We start from the raw sequence: 19,976 nt of genomic DNA on the forward strand, positions 1-19,976 counted from the left end.
CTCTTGATTATAATTTATATTTTAGTGGCATAATTAATACCCCCTAATTAATTATCCTAAAAGTTATTGGTATTAATATGATCACTGTTGACCAACTGGTAGCTAACCAGTCACATAAATTTCCAGATAAGGTTGCAATAAAGCAGGGAGATAAGGGGTTTACCTATAAGCAGGTAAATGAAATATCTAATCAGCTATCTTTTTATTTAAAAGATCAGGGCGTTAAAACCGGTGATGTTGTAGCCCTTGCAATTGACCGTTCTCCTGAGATGGTTATTTCATTGCTGGCTATTATGAAAGCCGGTGCCACTTATCTGCCAATTGATATTGGTTTTCCTATTGACAGGATAAGCTATATGCTTAATGACGCGGCGGTTAAATTATTGATCACCTCAAACAAATTCCAGGAAAAATACCAGGATCATACCCAACTGCTGTTTATAGAAGAAGCCTGGCAAAAAAGCACCTCTTACAGTGCGGTAGATTTTACTGCCGATATAAATGAAGATACCATAGCATATATTCTATACACATCTGGTTCAACAGGTAAGCCTAAAGGTGTTGAAGTTAAGCATATCGGGCTGGTTAACTTTTTGATCAGTATGGAGGAATTGCCGGGGGCTAATAGTAACGATGTTATTCTTTCTTCAACTACAATATCCTTTGATATTGCCGAATTAGAAATATATCTTCCCCTAATTACAGGGGCCTCTTTGGTTATAGCTTCGCCTGATATTGTGAAGGATGGTAGAGCATTATTAGATATTGCACGAAAAGAGAAAATTACTATTATGCAAGGTACGCCATTTATGTGGCGCATGATGCTTGAAGCAGATTGGAACGAAGTGCTTCCGATGAAAATACTTTGTGGCGGCGAGGCTATGACCAAAGAACTTGCTGCAAGCCTTGTTGATAAATGTGCGGAATTATGGAATATGTATGGCCCAACAGAAACAACTATTTGGTCTACAATTAAAAAAATAACTTCGGGCGATGACCTGATAACCGTTGGCTTTCCAATTCTGAATACCCAGATCTATATATTAAACGAAAGTTTTGAAGAGGTGCCAAAAGGCGAGGTAGGCGAAATTTATATTGGAGGCACCGGTGTTGCCAAAGGCTATTTAAACAGGCCTGAACTTACCAGCGAGAGGTTTATAGATGATAAGTTCTTAAACATCCCCGGGCAAAAAATATATAAAACAGGCGATTTAGGGAAACTACTTGCAGATGATGAGATTTTGTGCCTTGGCCGGATAGATCATCAAATTAAAATAAGGGGCTACCGTATTGAAACGGAAGAAGTTGAATTTCAGATAAAACAGCAACCTAATGTTAAAGACGCCATCGTATCTGTATTTAAAGATACTTTAGGAAACGCGCACTTAGTAGCTTATGTAGTTCTCGAAGATCCTGCTGTTATAAGTGACCCGCATATTTGGAGAACTGATTTAGGAAAAGTTTTACCTGAATACATGGTGCCAACCAATTACACCATAATTCCGGCTGTGCCATTGATGCCCAATGGTAAAACTGACAGAAAAGCTTTGCCTGATCCTGTAATAAACGCCCAGGTATCCAATAAATACGAAGCACCAACCAATACAGTTCAAGCAAAGCTGACAGACATTTTCCTGAAAAATGTAGCGGTAGAAAAAATTGGTATTACAGATAACTTTTTTGAGTTAGGTATTAATTCGCTGGTTTCTGTTAAGATAATGTTGCAGGTAGAAAAAGAGTTTGGTAAACGGTTACCGCTATCAACCTTACTTAAATACCCAACCATAAAGGATCTTGCCTTAGTTATACAGGACGAAGCAGCAGAATCACCATATAAAGCATTGATCCCGATCAAGCCAAATGGTTCAAAGCCAACATTATACATAGTCCATGGCATAGGGCTCAACCTGAATAATTTATATAACGTAGTAAATTTATTAGGAGAAGATCAGCCTGTTTATGGCTTGCAGGCGTTGGGCCTTGACGGCACTGTTGAAACTCCGGATACATTAGAGGCTGTAGCTAAATACTATAATGACGAGATACTTAAGCATGATCCGGTAGGTCCATATGCAATTGCAGGCTATTCATTTGGTGGGTTTATTGCTTACGAGATGGTGAAGCAACTTAAAAAAATAGGCAAAGATGTAGCTATGTTGGGGATGCTTGATACCAATGTGCAGATCCCAACCCACCAATATCCATTGCTAAAAAAGATTTGGATAAAAGGTATCAGGCAAATTCATAAGCTGTTGTTCAGGATAGGGACAATATTTACACAGCCTAAAGTTACCTTAGAGTATTTGCAGATCTATTACACTATAAAGTTCAAATTCTTCTTTAAAAAGTTTGGTTTTTTTAAAGATTATGATCCGGATGATATGCCGCCTTTTATGCAGCAAATTGCCGACAAATTAAACCATGCGTTTGCCCATTATGTAGTAACACCCCTTGATATAAAAATAGATCTGTTTAGGGCCGATGACCGGATATTTTATGTTGACGACCCCAAATATTTGGGATGGGGGAAATATGCATTAGGCGGGGTTGAGATCCACAAAGTTCCCGGTGATCATAAAGAGTTATTTTTTCCACCAAATGATGCCATTTTTGCCGGGGTTTTACAAAATACATTGGATAAGACCTACAGCTAATTAATAATTCTCCTGACTTTTATGCGCTTAGCACACCTGATCCTGGCACATGGCAGTAAATCACAACTGGAAAGGTTGGTGAAACGCCTTGTTTATCCTAATACAGATATTTATATCCATCTGGATGCGAAAAGCGACATGGCCGAATTTGCCGACCTCGAAAAATTGGATGGCGTTTCTTTTATTAAAAAAAGAACAGGTATAAAGTGGGGTGATTATAGCATGGTTACTGCTACTTTGATAAGTTTTGAGGAAATATTAAAGTCGGGTAATGAATACAGCCATATTAATTTGCTAAGTGGCCAGGACTATCCGTTAAAAAGCGCGGCTACTATACAAAAGTTCCTTTTCGCTAATACAGGAAAGAGTTTTATAAAGCATCTTTCCATTTTTGACGAATGGCAAGAATCCAAATCAAGGATTACTATGTATAATCTTGGCGATTACAATTTTCCGCTAAAATTTAAAATTCAGGATTTCCTAAATAAGTTTCTTCCGGACAGAAAGATGCCATTAGGATTAAAACCATATGGATTTTCACAATGGATCACCATAACGCCTGAGTGTGTGGCCTATTCGCTTGATTATTTAAAAAAACACAGAGCAGCAAGGCGTTCTTTCAGGCTGATCTGGGCTGTAGACGAAATTATTTTTCAAACGATCTTGATGAATTCACCTTTGAAGGATAAGGTAGTAAATGATCATTTGCGTTACATTAAATTTAAAAGAGGAGCATCGAGGCCAAATACATTAACTATGGCTGATGCAAAACTACTTGTTGATTCGGGTAAATTTTACGCCCGCAAGTTTGACCCTAATGTTGATAGCGAGATTTTAAATTACCTGGATGCAGCTGCCGAAAAAGAGAAATAGCAAATAATAAAAACGCCTTTAAATATTAAACATTCAAGAGTTTAAAAGGTATTTGCGAAACAGATGGCAGCAGAAAGCCATTATTCATAATCCATAAGAATTATGTCATAACGCTACCTGACATAAAAAACGCATATATAAATCGGCGTTAAAACACTTACAATAAGTTTATTGACCAGAAGTAATATGAAAATATTGAATGTGCAAATTCTAATTTCGTTCTAATCTCAGGCTAACAGATAACGCTATATTAGTTTGTGTCTTACAGAGCAGGTTAGACCAAATAAAATAATAACCCAATTGTTTAAATACATGATGAGGTTAGCATATTTGATACTGGCACATGGCAATAAACCGCAACTCGAACGGTTGGCGAAAAGTCTTGTTTATCCTAATACAGATATTTATATCCACCTTGATACAAAAATTGGCATATCCGAGTTTGCTGATCTTGCACAGTTAGATGGCGTGTCTTTTATCAAAAAAAGGACAAACGTAAAATGGGGTGACTACAGCATGGTTGCAGCTACGCTGATCAGCTTTGAAGAAATATTAAATACAGGTAATAATTATAGTCATATTAATTTATTAAGCGGACAAGATTATCCCTTAAAAAGTGCGGCTACTATACAAAAGTTTTTATTTGAAAACCCGGATAAAAGCTTCATTAGATATCGTTCTATTCTTGATGACTGGCAACAATCCATATCAAGGATCACAATGTATAGCCTTGGCGATTATAATATCCCCTTTAGATTTAAAATTCAGGACCTTTTAAACAAGTTTCTTCCGGATAAAAAAATGCCTTTAGGATTAAAGCCCTATGGATTTTCGCAATGGATTACGATAACGCCCGCTTGCGCAGCCTACTCGCTTAATTATTTAAAAAGCCACAGATCTGCAAGGCGTTTTTTCAGACTGACCTGGGCCGTAGATGAGATCGTTTTTCAGACTATTTTAATGAACTCGCCATTAAAAGATAGTATCGTAAATGATCATTTGCGGTATATTAAATTTAAAAATGCCGCCTCAAGGCCAAATACGCTGACCATAGCCGATGCAAAACTACTGACTGATTCAAATAAATTTTTCGCCCGCAAATTTGATCCGCAAATTGACAGTAAAATCTTAGATTACCTGGATGCTGTTGCTGAAAAAGAGAAATAGATAAGCTATTTTTGAAATAGTAAAACTTATAGAGCTTTCAAAAAGTGAATCACTCAAAAAATATTACAGGCATAATATTTAGTGTCTTACTGACGCTGGCATGTTTAACAAGCTGCAAGCATACGCCTTATGGAAATAACAAAGCCGTTGGTAGGTATTATAACATCCGCGGATTTAAAATGTATTGCGAAACTTACGGTACGGGTAAACCGTTGCTTATGATTCATGGTGATAATGGCAGTATAAGCACTTTTTCAGATATCATACCGGCTTTTACAGATGATTATAAAGTAATTGTAGCAGATAGCCGCGCCCAGGGTAAATCAAAGGACCTTACAGATTCTATAAGCTTTGAGATGATGGCTGATGATTATGCAGCTTTGCTTGATTCGTTACATGTTGATTCGGCTTACGTTATTGGCTGGAGCGACGGCGGGATTAACGCTTTGTTATTAGCTATGCGCCATCCTGAAAAGGTAAAAAAAATTGCTTCATCTGGTGCTAATTTATGGCCGGATTCTACCGCAATTAATGGAAAAGACTGGCTATCTGCAAAAAAAGAATATGAGCAAAATAAGGATAGGATAAAGCTGGGTGATCAGGATAAAAGGAACTGGAAACTTTTTATGATGGACTGGACACAACCGCATATCAATCCAAAATCGCTCAATGCCATAAAATGCCCTGTATTAGTTATGAGTGGCGACCATGATCTGATCAAGAAAGAACACAGTAAAATTATTGCTCAAAACATCCCGAAATCAAACTTGTGGATAGTACCCAAATCAGGCCACGGGATATTGTTTGAACACAGGCGCAAATTTATTAGTACTATAAAAGATTTTTTCGATAGGCCTTTCCAGGCAAACTACAGCTATTAAGTATTAGCAGGTCTTAATAAAAGTTTTGCCGTGTTTTTTAATACGTTGTTAAAAAGCAAAACATGGATTAACAGTACTACCCATGCCAATGGCTGAGTAAAAGCAGCAAACAATAGCAGCGATACCGGGTAAAAAAAATGATAATAATCGGCCATAAGGATCTGGTAAGATTTTCCTTCAGGCACTAATACCAAGATAAGTTTACGGCTAAGCTTTTTATAGTTAATAAATACCAGTATAAAATATAGTACCAAGAAGGCTATGGTAAGCGGTATAAATATTTTAGCTAACATTATTGTAAAGGCAGTCAATTCAACAGCCGTTATAAAAACAGCCATTTTTTTAAACGACTCAGGTTCAACACCAGTGGCGTACGTTTTTAAGTTTACCTTAAGATCATTATCACGATCATAAAACTGGTGCCATAGTATGCCCCTTAAGCCGTATGTAAAAGCCCATACGCCAACAGCGGCAAACCATACCCAATCAATAGGGCGCCGTGTAAATGCTGATACACTGGATACAATTAAAAGACTGATAAATATGTGCGAGCCTGAAGCATCAGCCATTACGCCCCATATGCCCCTGTTTTTAAGCCTTACCGGAGGAAACGAATAAAGGCTGAACGAGATCCACGGCAAAAAGTATAAAACACGTGATAGGGTATCTTTTAAAAAAACAGAAATGAATAATAATCCAAGCAGAACACAAGCTGCAGGTATAAGCCATCTGTATTTTGCAGGTATTTTAGCCATCCGGTTTGATTTACCACTGGCCAGATCCTCATCCATATCTGTAATATCATTAATAGTGCTAACGTATATGGCACCAATGATGATAGAAAGTAGCAATAGCAAGAGCCACGCGCCTACTTTATAAAGCGGCATTGTTGAAGATAGCGCGGTTGCGTAACCTAAGGCTAATAGTGGCGGTAATTTAAACTCCCACCATTCATGCGAACGGATGATCTTTAACACCTTTGCCATTGGCTGTATGCTTTATTTGCCGTTATCTGCGAAATAGTTTTCTACCTACTGCACGTATAAATTCGCCGTTTTTTATCCGGTTTAAAAATTCAAAGGCGATATATTTATTAGGTATTGTAGACATTGGATTAAATGGAGGCCCGCTTGATTTCATGATAGGTTTGGGGATATCCTGCCATTTTACCGTTGCCGGATTTTTGGGATCTGGTGTAGCTCGCTTACCTGTGGCCAGAATAGATTTACGAGATACCCAACCCGGCATATATGGCGGGTAACGTACAACTTCTATATGGTCAAAATAAGGTTCCATCAGTTTGATAAAATGCTCGGCCGGTGGCGATACCAGGTGCTCATGAAATTTACCGTTATCTTCAAGCCATGACCAGGTAACACTGGTTATAGCAATGGTGCCACCATAAACGTCTTTAAAATAATGTTCATACTCGATCCTGGTATTAGGGCGAACATCCTCAATATCAACTACGGGCAAAAATATAGCGCCACCTGTTTTGGTCCAGTTAATAATGTTTGATGTAACTTTCTCAACCTCTCTTACAGAATCAACATAACAATAGGCCCCCCACATACAAGTGATAAAAGACCACATGTCATTCCATTCAGGGTTTTCAACCCTGAAATCACCTTCCTTAAAAAACAAAGCATCAGGGTTGGCAAGTTTTGCTGTTTCCAGCATTTTTGGCGAAATATCTAAACCTGCACGCTGTATACCTGGAAACTCGCTTAAAAAATACCCGGTGCCACATCCCAGGTCAAGCCATTTGGTATCTTTATTTATTTGCTGTTTTAATACGTTTAACTCAGTAATAGAACTTGTTTTTGAAAACGGGTTAAGCAAATACCGCTCATTGTAATCATTAGCGTAATCGATATCGTAAATTCCCCAGAGATCTTCTTTTTTCATGATAATAATTTTATAGAGATGATGAGGGTTGTTTATTTAACCGGGCTTGTTTGGTTTGAAACTTTATTATAAAATCTTTTAGATGACGATTAACGCCAAAAAATAGCACGTCCGGAATAGCTTGAAGCGTGTATAAAAAATCCATTTTAAATGCGTTATTAAGCAGTTTTGCTGATTTATTAACGTTGAAGTTACGAAATGCATGATGTTTTGATAGTTCTACCAGGCCGCGTACGCATCTTTTGTTCAGTATTAAAAGTTCGGCAGGAGTAGTTTTATCTTTAAACCGGTCTATAAACTCAAGTGTATCCTTAATATACATAAATTCTAACACTTCACTTCTTGCACGGCCATCGTAAATATTATTGTTGTTAATAAATTTATTCCAGTGCCTGTCTAATGTAAATGCTGCTTTGCTTTTCTTAGACATAATGATATCCAAAAATAAACACCAATCGTCGCAGATATTGATCTTAGGGTTCCAACCGGCTACAATTGACGATTTACGTATTACTGCGGATGAAGACGGGGAAGGGCAGGCCTTAAAATATAAATCACGAAGATCTTCGGATGAAAGATCCTGCCATTTAGCGTCTTTGTTTCTTATAAGAGGTTGTAAAAAAATGTCACCAGAAAAAAAATCGGTTATCTTACCGTCCGATTGTTGTTGGCTCCAATTGGCAAATACAAAATCAAGATTATCCTTTTCCAGTTTTTCAACGCATGCTTCAACAAAATCAGGGTTCCATTTATCATCCGAGTCAAGCGAGGCAATAATTGTACCCTTAGCTTTTGCCAAACCATTGTTCCTGGCAGATGCCTGGCCACCATGCTCATTCATGGTATAATCTATAGTTGGGTAGTTTTTTTCAATAAATTCTTGCGTACCATCAGTCGACCCATCATCACTTACAATCAACTGTATATTGGGATATGTCTGATTTAATGCACTTTCAATAGCAGTGACTATTTTATCCCGTCTGTTATAAGTAGGTATAATTACAGAAACTAAAGGCTTATCAGTCATTTATTAGTTTATTTATAATTTTTGCAAATTCTAATTCGGGTTCTTTCGGAACCGTTTCGGCAATATATCCGGCTGCTTTCTTTCCTATGTTTTCCCAATTATTTCTTTCGTTCCATGCTCTTTCCATTGCATCATCAAACATTTCATAATCTATTTTTCCAACAAATCCTGTTACATTATCTTCAACAACTTCGGCAGTACCGCCGGCATTTGTAATAATTACCGGCCGGCCGCTGGCCATAGCTTCAACAACAGATAATGGTAAACCTTCGCTACGAGAGGGGAGAATTAGCGCATGGTAGTTGTGCCATATATTTTCAATATTATCAATATGCCCAATAAATTCAACGTTTTTAATCGCTAAAAGTTTGGCCATCGCACGTAATGGTTCCAAGTCATCTCCGGAACCAACGAAAGATACAAAAAATGGTCGGTTTTTCCATTTTTCCTGGGCCAAAATACGTATCAACATATCTTGCCCTTTATCAAGCAAAAACAAGCGAGCAACGCAGGCTAATTTGTAACCATTACTTGTATCAGGGAAGGGCAGTGGATACCGGGAAACCTTAACAGGGTTAAATATTACGCTGCCATTTGGCAGCCGCACGCCAAATTGCTCTTCTGTTAGTTTGTAATTATGATATGATACAAAAAAGATCTGTTTTGCGTTGATCAATGTTTTGATCATAAACGACCTGTCGCCAACACCAGGCCAGTAAAAGTCGACTGCCTTTTGGCAAATAATAACGTAAGGGATGTTTAATAGTAAACATTGATAGGCATGCTCTAAACCATCAAAGTTGATCCCTTGCGAAACAATCACAAGGTCAGGTGTGTGTGTGTTTAAATTGGCTATAAAGGCACGGTCGGCTTGTTTAATGGGCGCGAGCTTTTTAATCTCCGTATAAGCATTATTAAGAGTGATCAGTCCCCTTGAAATTATACGCCGGCCAAGGTTGTAGGTGGTTCTGGTATCTGTTAGCGTTACGCCTTTGGCGGCAAGCTCTGCAAATTTAGGGTGACGATAATTTAGGTGTTTTTTATAAACGGTGATTTTATGCCCGCTATTTAAAAGATGAGGTACACTTTGTGCCCATAATTCTTCACTACCGCCCCAATCAATAAAACAGGTACTAACAATTAAGATACTTTTTGCCGACATTACATAAACTTAAACAGGATCAGATTTTACAATATCCTTATTGAATAATAAAGCGCACTCGCATTTTATTTTTAATAAATTAAGGTGTGTTGCGCTTTGTGTTACTTTTTCCATAGATGTCACATAAATATAGCCAGTATTTTAATCGACGTTTAAAATGGTTTCTCTTTTAAATCATCAATTGTAAGTTCTGATATATTTATTTCGTCTTTTTTTTCGACAGCAATATAGCTTTTATAGTTATAATTAATATGCAGCTCAGTTAAATTCCATTTTATATTTTCACAGATTGCGGTTTCCTGATCTAATATGATGTCGGTAAAATTTATTCCTAATCCTTTACCATTAGCTTTGATTACAGCTTCTTTTTGTGTCCAAATTTTATAAAAGGCATCCGTTGCATTTTCGTCAATTAAAATTTGTTGCAGTTCATCCTGTGTTAATACGTATTCAAAGTCGGGTATATTTATTGGGTTGACCTTTTCAATATCAATTCCTACACGGTTGTTTTTTGAAATGGCACAAACCACGTAATCGCCTGAATGCGAAATATTAAAATCTATTTTACTGTTTAAAAAAGGCCTTTGAAATTCATCTAGTTTGATTTGGCTTAGTATGTTCGCCGGGTAACTTTCTTCTATCAATAAATTTTTAAGAAGCACCTTACCCATGACACTTCTTATCCTGTCTTCCTGAAACTTGTATTTAGATACTTTTTCCTGGATAAAAGAGGGAAATGTATCAATCAATTTTTCATAATTAACTTGGGGGGATGGTGCAATTTTGAAAAACTTAACTTTTGTCATTTTCTTTTAACAACATATTTTCTTAATGTCAATAATAAAATGGGAACTTATTAATAACATTAATATAATATTGCTGAAACTTGCCACAAATAAACGGCATTATCGTAATGATCGCCCGTATATGGCAAAGAACAATTTTAACAGTGGGAGTTAAACATTTTCCTTTTGCAGCAATGCCGGTACAGTTTTCAAGATGACTAACAGATCATTTTTGAAACTATGGTTTAAAGCGTACGAATTATCAAGCATTAATCTTTCATCTTCGTTCATATCGCCTTTACCTCTTTTTTCAACCTGCCATAAACCGGTTATGCCTGCGGGGGCAATAAAACGTAACGCATATTTATCTACAGTAAGCTTCTCTGCCTCATATAGTGGTAATGGCCTGTTGCCAACAATACTCATGTTGCCAATAAAAACATTCCACAATTGTGGTAATTCATCAATACTGGCATTCCTGATAAAGTTACCGATCTTGGTTACCCTTGGATCATTTTTGATTTTGATAAATGCAGATTTGGCATTTGTCTTTTTAGAGGTCATGTACTGCTTCTCGCACCAGGTAGTATTATCTGCGTATAGCGGAAACTGGCAAGCTCCATACGAAACGCAATCGCTGCATAAGTTAAGCTCATATTTAATTTCCTCAACCTCGCTGACAGCATCCGCCTCATATTGATTTAAGTGCTTCAGGTCTTTAAGTCGTTGATCTGCATTAATGTACATTGACCTGAACTTATAAAACTTAAAGATGCGGTAACCCGTACCGGCCCGGTATGAATAATAGAATGCCGGGCCGGGTGATTCTATTTTAACCAGGATGTAAATGATCAGAAATATTGGCGAAAAAAATAATAATGCCAACCCCGAAAACACAATGTCAAAAAGGCGTTTTCCAAACGGGGTTTTATATGGCGTCGATGATTTTTTCTGGAACTTTTGTTGTAATGCCTCCCAGTTATTAATGGTGAAGTTTACCCTTTTCTCTACATTTTCAGTTACAAAGGGCAGTTCAAAAACATCAACTATTCCGGCATCGAGCGCTACACTTAACAGGTTTTTATTAAAGTGGGTAACCAGTAAAAATATAGGTACGCGCGGCAACTTTTTAGCTGATAAGCTCTCAACCATGCCTATCCCATTACTGCCCAACATCTCGCTGTTTGAAATGATAGCCACTATTTCAAATTGCTTGTTATCCCAATTTGAAATTAGTTCTGTTTCATCGATGAAATTGACTAAATGCCTTTCTCCAAAGTCGCATTTACTTATCAGGTCGTTAAGATGTTCGTCAAAATTAATCAGAGCAATAGCTTGCATTTGCTTGTATAAATTATTAAGTATTAATAATTATTTGCTATTTCTTTTTAAAACTACCCTGATCCGGGCCTCAAGCTCGGCGGGGTTAAAGGGTTTAACAATATAATCATCAGCCCCTGAATTTAAACATTTTATCCGTTTATCAGAAGAGTCATCGCCAGAAATCATTATAATTGGGATAGATTTAAAAAAATCGCTTGCTTTTAGTTGGTCAATCAACTCTAAACCACTAATTTGCGGGGTATTTAAATCTGATATGATGAGGTCGGGCATATTGCCGTTTTGCAAATAGGTAAGTGCATCAAGTACAGTATCACATGTTTCTATTTTATAAGTCTCGTTCAGAAACTCTGATAAAATGAGTTGCATGTATGCATCGTCTTCAATGATTAGTATTTTGGTTTGGGTAATTGTCGAAAAACTCATATATTGTACATGGAAATATTTTACTAAAATATAAAATTATAGTTTACGAAAACTATAAATAATAGTTTCTTTATCTTTATAATTATTTATAAGGATTCTTTCTAATTAATTGTCTAAAAATGAAGCTTACGTTTAGTCAGGAACAACTCAATAGGATTTTTCCATATCACCTAATTATGGATAAAGATCTATCAGTTTTATCCTGTAGTAATAACATTTTAAATTTTATTGATGCTATAAATAATAAAAGCTTTTTGGATGTATTTAATATCAAAAATATTGATCATCCGAAAGATGCATTTACTCCTGACACGCTGCCTAACTTCATTAACCGCCCCTTAAAGATACAATTAAAGTCTAAACCACAGCTAATTATTGATGGCAGATTTGAAGAATTATCAGATAACGGACAATTTTTGTTTTATGGCGACCTATGTGCAGTTACCAATGATGATGGTGTATTATTTGAGAATAAGTTACCTGAGCTGGAATTTTATCAATATATCATTAATGAGATACCGTCTGATATAGCCGTTTTTAATGTTGACAGAACGTATTTATTTGTAAACTCATCTGTTGAACCTGATCCCGAGATCAGGAAATGGATGGTTAATAAGAAGGATGAAGATTATTGCATCCTAAAAAATATCCCCATGAGTATAGCCTTAAATCGTAAACGGCTATTTGAAAATGTCTTAAATACAAAAAAGATAAAATCATGGGAAGAAAAAATACCTAATGAGGGTGAAGCAAATTACTACTTGCGCAGTTTTTACCCGGTGCTAGATAGTAATGGAGATGTTAAGCAGATTATCAGGTACGGTGTAAACATTACCGACCGTAAACTTATTGAAGAGCAACTGGTAATTAACGAAAAGCGATACCGCGATCTGTATGCTTATAGCCCGGCATTAATTTACACGCATAACCTCGATGGGAAATTATTGTCATGTAACCCGGCTATATTAAATATATTAGGTTATAGGGAAGAGGATATCGTTGATACGGATATTCAAAACCTGTTGCCGGTATATGACCGTAAAAATATCAGGCGTGATTACTTTGATAAAATTATAAAAGAAGGAAAAAGTAAAGGCATTTTCCGTGTGATACCGAAACAAGGTAATAAGGTATTGTACCTGTATTATCAAAATTATCTTGTTGATGAATCTGATTCGTCGTCATATGTAATTGGTTTCTCGCAGGATATTACTGACCGTATCAATACAGAAAAGAAACTGCGTATGGCTAAACTTGCTACAGAGAATGTGGCCAAGCAAAAGCAGATCTTCCTGGCTAACATGAGCCATGAGATACGGACGCCGATTAACGGAATTTTGGGGTTAAATAAGCTTTTGTTAAAAACTAAGTTGGATATACAGCAAGAAAATTATGTTAAGCTAAGTTCAGAGTCTATCAATAATCTGCTGATCATTATTAATGATATTCTGGATATTGAGAAGATAGGGTTTGGAAAAATTGAATTTGAGACCAATCCATTCAATATTTCTGATAAAGTACTTAGAACCATACAACTCTTTCAATATAAAGCCAAAGAGAAAGACCTGGAACTGGTATTTGATAACAATATAGCTGCAGACTTTATAGTTAACGGCGACCAATACCGGTTTGCCCAGATCATGTCGAACCTATTAAGCAATGCCATAAAATTCACACAGACTGGGTCAATTACAGTGTCAATGAGTGTGATTAATGAAATGCAGAATAAAGTAATGCTTGAGTTTTCTGTAAGAGATACCGGTATAGGTATCAATGAAGAGGACGTTTTGAAAATATTTAAACCTTTTGAACAGGCATCACAAAGCATTACCCGTAAATATGGAGGTACAGGCCTTGGTTTATCTATTTGTAAAAAATTAATTGAGCTGTTAGATGGCAGTATAAACGTTTACAGCCAGGTAGGTAAAGGGTCTGAATTTATATTTACCATACCGTTTGAACGGAATTATGTATATAAGGAAGAAAAAAATCAGTCTTCGGTTATTAATTATTCAAAATTAAGGGATAAGAAGATCTTGATTGGAGAGGATGTTGAACTGAACCAGTTTTTGATAAAAAATCTCCTGGAATCATGGGGCTGCACGGTTGATGTTGTTGATAATGGTATAAGGATAATTGAAATGTTAACATTAAGTGATTATGATATCATCTTAATGGATATACAAATGCCGGTAATGGATGGTTTAACTGCTGCTAAACATATCAGGGGTATGGACGACCCGACTAAGGCTAACATACCTATACTTGCCTTTACTGCAAGCGTAATGCAGGAAGATATTAACAAGTACCGTAATGTTAAAATGAACGATTTTATTTTAAAACCTTATTCGGATGAGCTGCTGCATGAAAAGCTTATATCGGTTTTAAATGTAAATGACCCTGCCGATGTACTGACAAATGTTGAAAATGAGGAAGTAAGTAACGAACCCGTTGTTTCTGCATCAAAGCTATATGATTTAACAGAGATCAGGTCTTTAAGCCGTAATGATGAAAAGATCTTTAACAAGATCATTAATATGCTGATCAGCACACTTTCTGTTGAAGCTGAAAATATCAAATCATCTGCAATGGATAATGATTGGGAAACCGTATCAGGCATTGTTCACAAAATAAAGACATCCTTAATTCATATCCGGGTAGACTCCTTAAAGGATATTATCCTGAACCTGGAAAAGAATTACAATAATTATGACCAGGAAAGTCTTAATTCGTTTGTAGATGAATTATGTAATACACTTGCAGAAGTTGTTGGCTGCCTGAAAAATGATATAGACACCTTAATAGAAGGTTAACCATTTTTCAGGCAGACAATGCCAATTATTAATATAGGTCGTTATTATTCTGCCAGTTCTTTAGCCAGGTAAGGTGCCAGGTACATCAGCCTTGAGGCATTTTCTAAATGCCAGAAATAGATCCGGTTATTGCGATTGCCGCCAAGCAGCGGGCCAATTACATAAAGATTAGGAGCCGCTTCAAATTTATCATTCACATAAACACCTTTGCCTGATAAATTCATTTTGCAAAGCTTATTATGTACAAGATTATACAGTAAACGGCTTGATGAACAATCCAGGTTGTCAGAGCCAGAGCAATTTATAACTATTTTAAAACCTGCGTCGTACTTTTTAGCCGGCCTATTCTCATCAATATAATTTATCACGCCAAGCCCATCTGCCGACTCTAAGCTTACTGCGGCACCTTTTACCAATTGCAGTTGGCCGCTGTTTATCCATGATTGCGCGCCGCCTTTATAATCATTACCGGCCCTTCTGAATATATTGCTTAACTGCATTCCATAAATGCCGAAAAAGGTATTTTTTGCATCATCATCCAATTGATTCAGCATTTCAATAGTACACCCGATTATCTTGTCAATGCTTGATGTAATAACTACGCCATCCTGTGTAGCTATCTTAATGTCTTTCCGTGCAGCATCGATCAGGGCTTCCAGGTTAAAGCTTTCTTTTGATTTTAGTTCGTTAAGATTTACTAATGGATTATCAACGAATGTGTCGTTTGAGATATGGTTAGGCAGGCTGCCACTTTTAGATAATACGGTTATTTTATTGATCAAAGCCTTTATATCGGGATGTCCTGACAGTAAATATAAAAACTCAAGACTACTGGCATTTGAACCAATAATTAAAATGTTTTTTTCGGTTTCGTTTGCGCCGCTTAATACATGCCTTATCTTTTCAATATTAGTTTCTGTATCAGGTTCGTAAACATCTTTTATGTAAAGAATATTATCATCCAAAGCTGATGGGTCAACAATTTCCCCAGATGGTGCAGAACCTGTAGCAACTACCAGTTTGCGGGTTTTGATTTTGTCAGTTGATCTATCCGCTTTCTCAAAAGTGATTTCGTACAGATCGCCTTCGGTAACCTCAACATTTATAGCCTCCGCGTTTATTGTATTAACAGTAGCAAGGCCTTTTTCTTCTACAGTTTTTAAAGCTTTGTTAAACCTGAGCAACTGATATTTACCAAAAATAAACCTTGGGATGTAAACCTTGTACCAGTCTTTCTCTTCAATGGCTTTACGATTATTTTCATACCATGTTTTAGATGTATTACCATTATTTAATACATAATGATTGTGCAGCTCTTCCATGTTTGCATAAAGCCATTCAAAAAACAGCGCTCTTTCCTTATCTGAGGTAAAAAAGTCATTTATAGAGGTAATGGTTAACGCGTTCTGCGATGACCGGGAACCATAGGGGATACCTTTCCAAAACTCATGGTGCTTTTCAATTACCGTAATTGATAATTTATTCTGCGGATTGTTTTGGAGTACCAAGTTATTAAATAATTCTATCAGGGTTGATGTACAGGCAATACCACTCCCAATTATTACAATATCATTAGTTTGCATAGTGTAAATTAATAATTGTTAAGTATTTCAATTACCTGCAGTACCTCATCTTCGGTATGCGAAAAGGAGCATGGTATACTAAGCGTAGTATTATGAATCTCGTCAGTTAACGGAAACTCTCCTTTAATATTCTCGCCTTTTAAAGCATTTTGACGATGTGGCGGGATAGGATAGTGTATAGCCGTCCCTACACCTTTGTCTGCCAGGTATTTCTGCAGGTCGTCACGTTTTTCATGCCTGATGTTATAAATATGAAATACATCATAATGATCTTCGTTAACATCAGGTAAAATGAAATCGTCTTTTAAATTGTCAAAATAAAGTTTCGCAAGTTTATTCCTGTGCGCGTTCATTTCATCAAGATACTTAAGCTTTACACTTAAAAAACCTGCCTGCATTTCGTCAAGGCGGTTATTGTACCCTACAATTTCATTGTGATACTTAATCTCTGACCCATAGTTGCGCAATTGTATAATTGTGCGTACATGCTCAGGGGCGTTACAAATTATTCCTCCCGCGTCGCCCAAAGCACCCAGGTTTTTGGTAGGGTAGAAGCTAAAAGCCGCAAACTCTCCAAATGTGCCTATCAATTTGTTTTTGTAAGTAGCACCATGTGCCTGCGCGCAATCTTCAATTAAGTAAAGGTTATATTTTTCTTTAATACGCATGATCTCATCCATATCACAGGCTTTGCCATACAAATGCACTATCATTAAAGCTTTTGTTTTAGGCGTAATAGCTTCCTCTATTTTAGTTACATCAATATTATACGTATGGATATTGGGTTCAATCAGCACCGGCTTTAGCTGGCAATTTAAAATAGCCAGTATAGTTGCTATATAAGTATGTGCAGGTACAATTACTTCGCTCCCTGCAGGCAGGTTACATGCTTTTAAAGACAAAATTAAAGCATCTAAGCCGTTTGAGATACCGAGAAAAGAGTTTACCGAGTGGTAAGCAGCAAATTCTTTTTCGAAGGACTCAAGTTCACTACCTAATATATAGTGGCCATTGTCAAGTACTTTGTTAAATTTTTCGTGGAATGCTTCTGTAAAGGGCGCGTTTAAGCGTTTAAGGTTTTCGTATGGGATCATGGCAATAAGGGGGTTCATTAATATCCTCTTATAATTATTATTAAGGCTAAAGGAATAAGTTTAATATTCAAATAATCGGCATTACTTAACTATAACTATATAGTAAAACGTTTCTGCAGTAATTTGAGCCTAATTTATTAATAAAATCGGAATTAATTTTTAATCGCTTAATTTATATGCAAATATTAATAAATATATAATATTGTTAAAGCTGCATTTAACAAATAATGCAGGAATTTTAAATTAAAAACGATGTATTTGTTGATTTGCTATTAGGCACTAACGAATGTATTATATTGATAAAGATTTGATCCGGTTATTGATTTATTATAAAAGGATCAAATCAATAACCGGATTCTGGTTCTACGGAGAGTTATGATGTACGCTGCAACTTAAAAGCTGTACAGGCCATGCGTTTTATCAAATGTTTCATCCGGATCACAAATGGCATTTGAGCACTCGTAAATAAAAATATTGCGCAATAGCAATATGTAAATTGTGAGAAAAAATACTAATATCATGACGACGATTTATAATAATTGGTTCCGTAATTAACTAATTAAATAGCGGTTCATTGCACAATAGGCGTACTTTTTTTTAATCTTAATGTTACAATAAATTAAAGTATAGCAATACTTAAATTATTTCTTTTTAGTTTATTTGCAATATGAAAATAAACTTTTGAAATCGTTTGTAGTTTTAGTGCTTTATATGCTGCGGATAAGTAGTTTGTTTACCTAAAAAGAGCATTCTAATATCAATCTAATTTACCATTGATGACTAAGTCTTAAATTTGATTGTTTAAAATAAACTACTCGTTTTTAAAATCTTTTCTTTAACCTGTTTTTGTATCACAGCTTTAATAATTATAATTTTTACAGTTTTAAAGTCTAATAACAAAAAGTTCTTTAAAGATTCATGCTTAGGTAATTATTCTTTTATAACCTTTGTGTGTGTAAGTAGTCGCAAAATTTATAATTATATTAGTAAGCAAAATTATCTATATGGATCTACTCAATTCCAAATTTGTATATAGCGAAAGACGGTTAAACTGGATAGACTATGACAAAGGAATTAGCATAATTTTAGTGGGTTATGCACATTGCTTTTTTACTTTAAAGGGCTATGGCCCTAATATAGAAGCTTACCCCATCATAAATGATCTTGACGTTTTTTTATACGGCTTTAGGATGCCTTTATTCTTTATCATTTCTGGTATGTTCTTAGCAAAGAGTTTACAGAAGAAATCGCTATCCGGCTACATTAGTGCGCGTGCAGATACTATATTGTATCCATTATTTATTTGGGGAATATTTGAAATATCCTTGAAGATCATTAACGCACGGTTTAATCCATCCATTGCCCATGAGGGTGCAAGTTCGATGGATTATCTTTACTTAATTATTAACCCGCGTGTTACGGGGCACTTTTGGTACTTGAATACTTTGTTTTGTATTGGAGTTATTTATGCAATATTGAAATCAATTCTTAAATGGTCGGCAAATTTCCAGATAGTACTGGGGCTTGCGCTTTATGCATTTTCTTCTTACATCCATATTAATAAACTTAACTATGGTGTAATTACCGATATTTGCGAATACTATTTCTTTTTCGCGCTTGGCGACCTTATTTCTGACATTGTTCCTTCCGGAAAAAACATAAAACGATCTACTTTATGGCTGATGTTTGTGCCTTTGGTTATTGCGTTTTTTGTGGTGCAATATTTTTGCTGGGATATTAACATCAGGAAAAGTTTGGATGGCATAAGCTATGTTGAGCACAGGTTACCACATTTATATCTGGCGCAGGTATTGGTTGGTTGTGCTTTTTCTGTGATCCTTTCCTTTTTGTTACAAGAGTACAAGGCCTTTAAGTTTTTGCGCATAATTGGCTATCATTCTTTATATGTTTATGCTATGCAGATCATAGCAATGACGTTTGCACGTATCATTTTCTATAAGATCTGTAAGATATCATACGTTCCTGTTCTTTTTGTACTTGTATGGGCGTCAGGTGTGATACTTCCGATCGTGTTTTATAACTTTTGCCTGCGCTTTAATCTGTGGCGGTTATTTACCTTTAAAAAACCGGTAAGGCAAGTGGAATACTTACAGAATAATAATATTTTCAGCTTCAAAACATCCGATAACCTCAGTAGTGCTGATAAATAATTTAAGCAATCGCGTTAGCTTATTATAAAACAAAGAACCACCGGTCCAGGTGGTTTTTTGTTTTAACATGACTATACAAGAATAATTGTTG

15 protein-coding genes are annotated in these 19,976 nt (G+C 36.0%); 6 read left to right on the forward strand and 9 right to left on the reverse strand.

What is annotated here, in order from left to right:
- Positions 1 to 77 precede the first annotated feature (77 nt).
- The 4 genes from FO440_RS13505 to FO440_RS13520 all read left to right on the forward strand — a co-directional run bounded on the left by FO440_RS13505 (position 78) and on the right by FO440_RS13520 (position 5,575).
- The gene (locus FO440_RS13505) at positions 78 to 2,654 is read left to right on the forward strand and encodes an amino acid adenylation domain-containing protein (RefSeq protein ID WP_144248794.1); all 2,577 of its coding nucleotides are present in this window, start codon (positions 78 to 80) and stop codon (positions 2,652 to 2,654) included.
- 21 nt (positions 2,655 to 2,675) lie between these two features.
- On the forward strand, positions 2,676 to 3,527 hold the full coding sequence (locus FO440_RS13510; protein ID WP_144248795.1) for a beta-1,6-N-acetylglucosaminyltransferase: 852 nt from the start codon (positions 2,676 to 2,678) through the stop codon (positions 3,525 to 3,527).
- 312 nt (positions 3,528 to 3,839) lie between these two features.
- A complete protein-coding gene (locus FO440_RS13515; protein ID WP_144248796.1) occupies positions 3,840 to 4,694 on the forward strand; it encodes a beta-1,6-N-acetylglucosaminyltransferase in 855 nt (284 codons plus the stop codon).
- A gap of 44 nt (positions 4,695 to 4,738) precedes the next feature.
- Positions 4,739 to 5,575, forward strand: a complete 837-nt coding sequence (locus FO440_RS13520; protein ID WP_222103979.1) for an alpha/beta fold hydrolase — start codon at positions 4,739 to 4,741, stop codon at positions 5,573 to 5,575.
- Here FO440_RS13520 and FO440_RS13525 read toward each other — a convergent pair.
- From FO440_RS13525 to FO440_RS13555, 7 genes are all read right to left on the reverse strand, one after another.
- A complete protein-coding gene (locus tag FO440_RS13525) occupies positions 5,572 to 6,561 on the reverse strand; it encodes a UbiA family prenyltransferase (RefSeq protein ID WP_144248797.1) in 990 nt (329 codons plus the stop codon). The two genes, FO440_RS13520 and FO440_RS13525, sit on opposite strands and share 4 nt — an antisense overlap.
- Positions 6,562 to 6,583: 22 nt before the next feature.
- Positions 6,584 to 7,483, reverse strand: coding sequence for a class I SAM-dependent methyltransferase (locus tag FO440_RS13530; RefSeq protein ID WP_144248798.1), 900 nt, complete (start codon positions 7,481 to 7,483; stop codon positions 6,584 to 6,586).
- Between the two features lie 10 nt (positions 7,484 to 7,493).
- Complete coding sequence (locus FO440_RS13535) at positions 7,494 to 8,510, reverse strand: glycosyltransferase family 2 protein (RefSeq protein ID WP_144248799.1); 1,017 nt, start codon at positions 8,508 to 8,510, stop codon at positions 7,494 to 7,496.
- The gene (locus FO440_RS13540; RefSeq protein ID WP_144248800.1) at positions 8,503 to 9,672 is read right to left on the reverse strand and encodes a glycosyltransferase; all 1,170 of its coding nucleotides are present in this window, start codon (positions 9,670 to 9,672) and stop codon (positions 8,503 to 8,505) included. Before FO440_RS13540 ends, FO440_RS13535 begins: the two co-directional genes overlap by 8 nt.
- Before the next feature lie 152 nt (positions 9,673 to 9,824).
- Positions 9,825 to 10,478 (reverse strand): 4'-phosphopantetheinyl transferase family protein, encoded by a 654-nt coding sequence (locus FO440_RS13545; RefSeq protein ID WP_144248801.1) that lies wholly within the window; start codon positions 10,476 to 10,478, stop codon positions 9,825 to 9,827.
- 150 nt (positions 10,479 to 10,628) lie between these two features.
- The gene (locus FO440_RS13550; protein ID WP_222103980.1) at positions 10,629 to 11,798 is read right to left on the reverse strand and encodes a sugar transferase; all 1,170 of its coding nucleotides are present in this window, start codon (positions 11,796 to 11,798) and stop codon (positions 10,629 to 10,631) included.
- A 30-nt stretch (positions 11,799 to 11,828) separates the two neighbouring features.
- Entirely contained in the window at positions 11,829 to 12,224 is a 396-nt protein-coding gene (locus FO440_RS13555) for a response regulator transcription factor (protein WP_144248802.1), read from the reverse strand.
- A gap of 119 nt (positions 12,225 to 12,343) precedes the next feature.
- Here FO440_RS13555 and FO440_RS13560 point away from each other — a divergent pair, with 119 nt between their 5' ends.
- Positions 12,344 to 15,037 (forward strand): ATP-binding protein, encoded by a 2,694-nt coding sequence (locus FO440_RS13560; protein WP_144248803.1) that lies wholly within the window; start codon positions 12,344 to 12,346, stop codon positions 15,035 to 15,037.
- A gap of 44 nt (positions 15,038 to 15,081) precedes the next feature.
- Here the strand turns inward: FO440_RS13560 and FO440_RS13565 are convergent, their stop codons facing one another.
- Both FO440_RS13565 and FO440_RS13570 read right to left on the reverse strand, forming a co-directional pair.
- A complete protein-coding gene (locus FO440_RS13565) occupies positions 15,082 to 16,620 on the reverse strand; it encodes an FAD/NAD(P)-binding protein (protein WP_144248804.1) in 1,539 nt (512 codons plus the stop codon).
- An 8-nt stretch (positions 16,621 to 16,628) separates the two neighbouring features.
- Positions 16,629 to 17,732 (reverse strand): DegT/DnrJ/EryC1/StrS family aminotransferase, encoded by a 1,104-nt coding sequence (locus FO440_RS13570; protein WP_246104219.1) that lies wholly within the window; start codon positions 17,730 to 17,732, stop codon positions 16,629 to 16,631.
- 986 nt (positions 17,733 to 18,718) lie between these two features.
- On the opposite strand from FO440_RS13570, the gene FO440_RS13575 reads away from it, so the two are divergent.
- On the forward strand, positions 18,719 to 19,885 hold the full coding sequence (locus FO440_RS13575) for an acyltransferase family protein (RefSeq protein WP_144248805.1): 1,167 nt from the start codon (positions 18,719 to 18,721) through the stop codon (positions 19,883 to 19,885).
- The last annotated feature ends 91 nt before the right edge of the window (positions 19,886 to 19,976 follow it).

It is taken from the genome of Mucilaginibacter corticis (assembly GCF_007558865.1).
GTDB classification, from domain to species: Bacteria; Bacteroidota; Bacteroidia; order Sphingobacteriales; family Sphingobacteriaceae; genus Mucilaginibacter; species Mucilaginibacter corticis.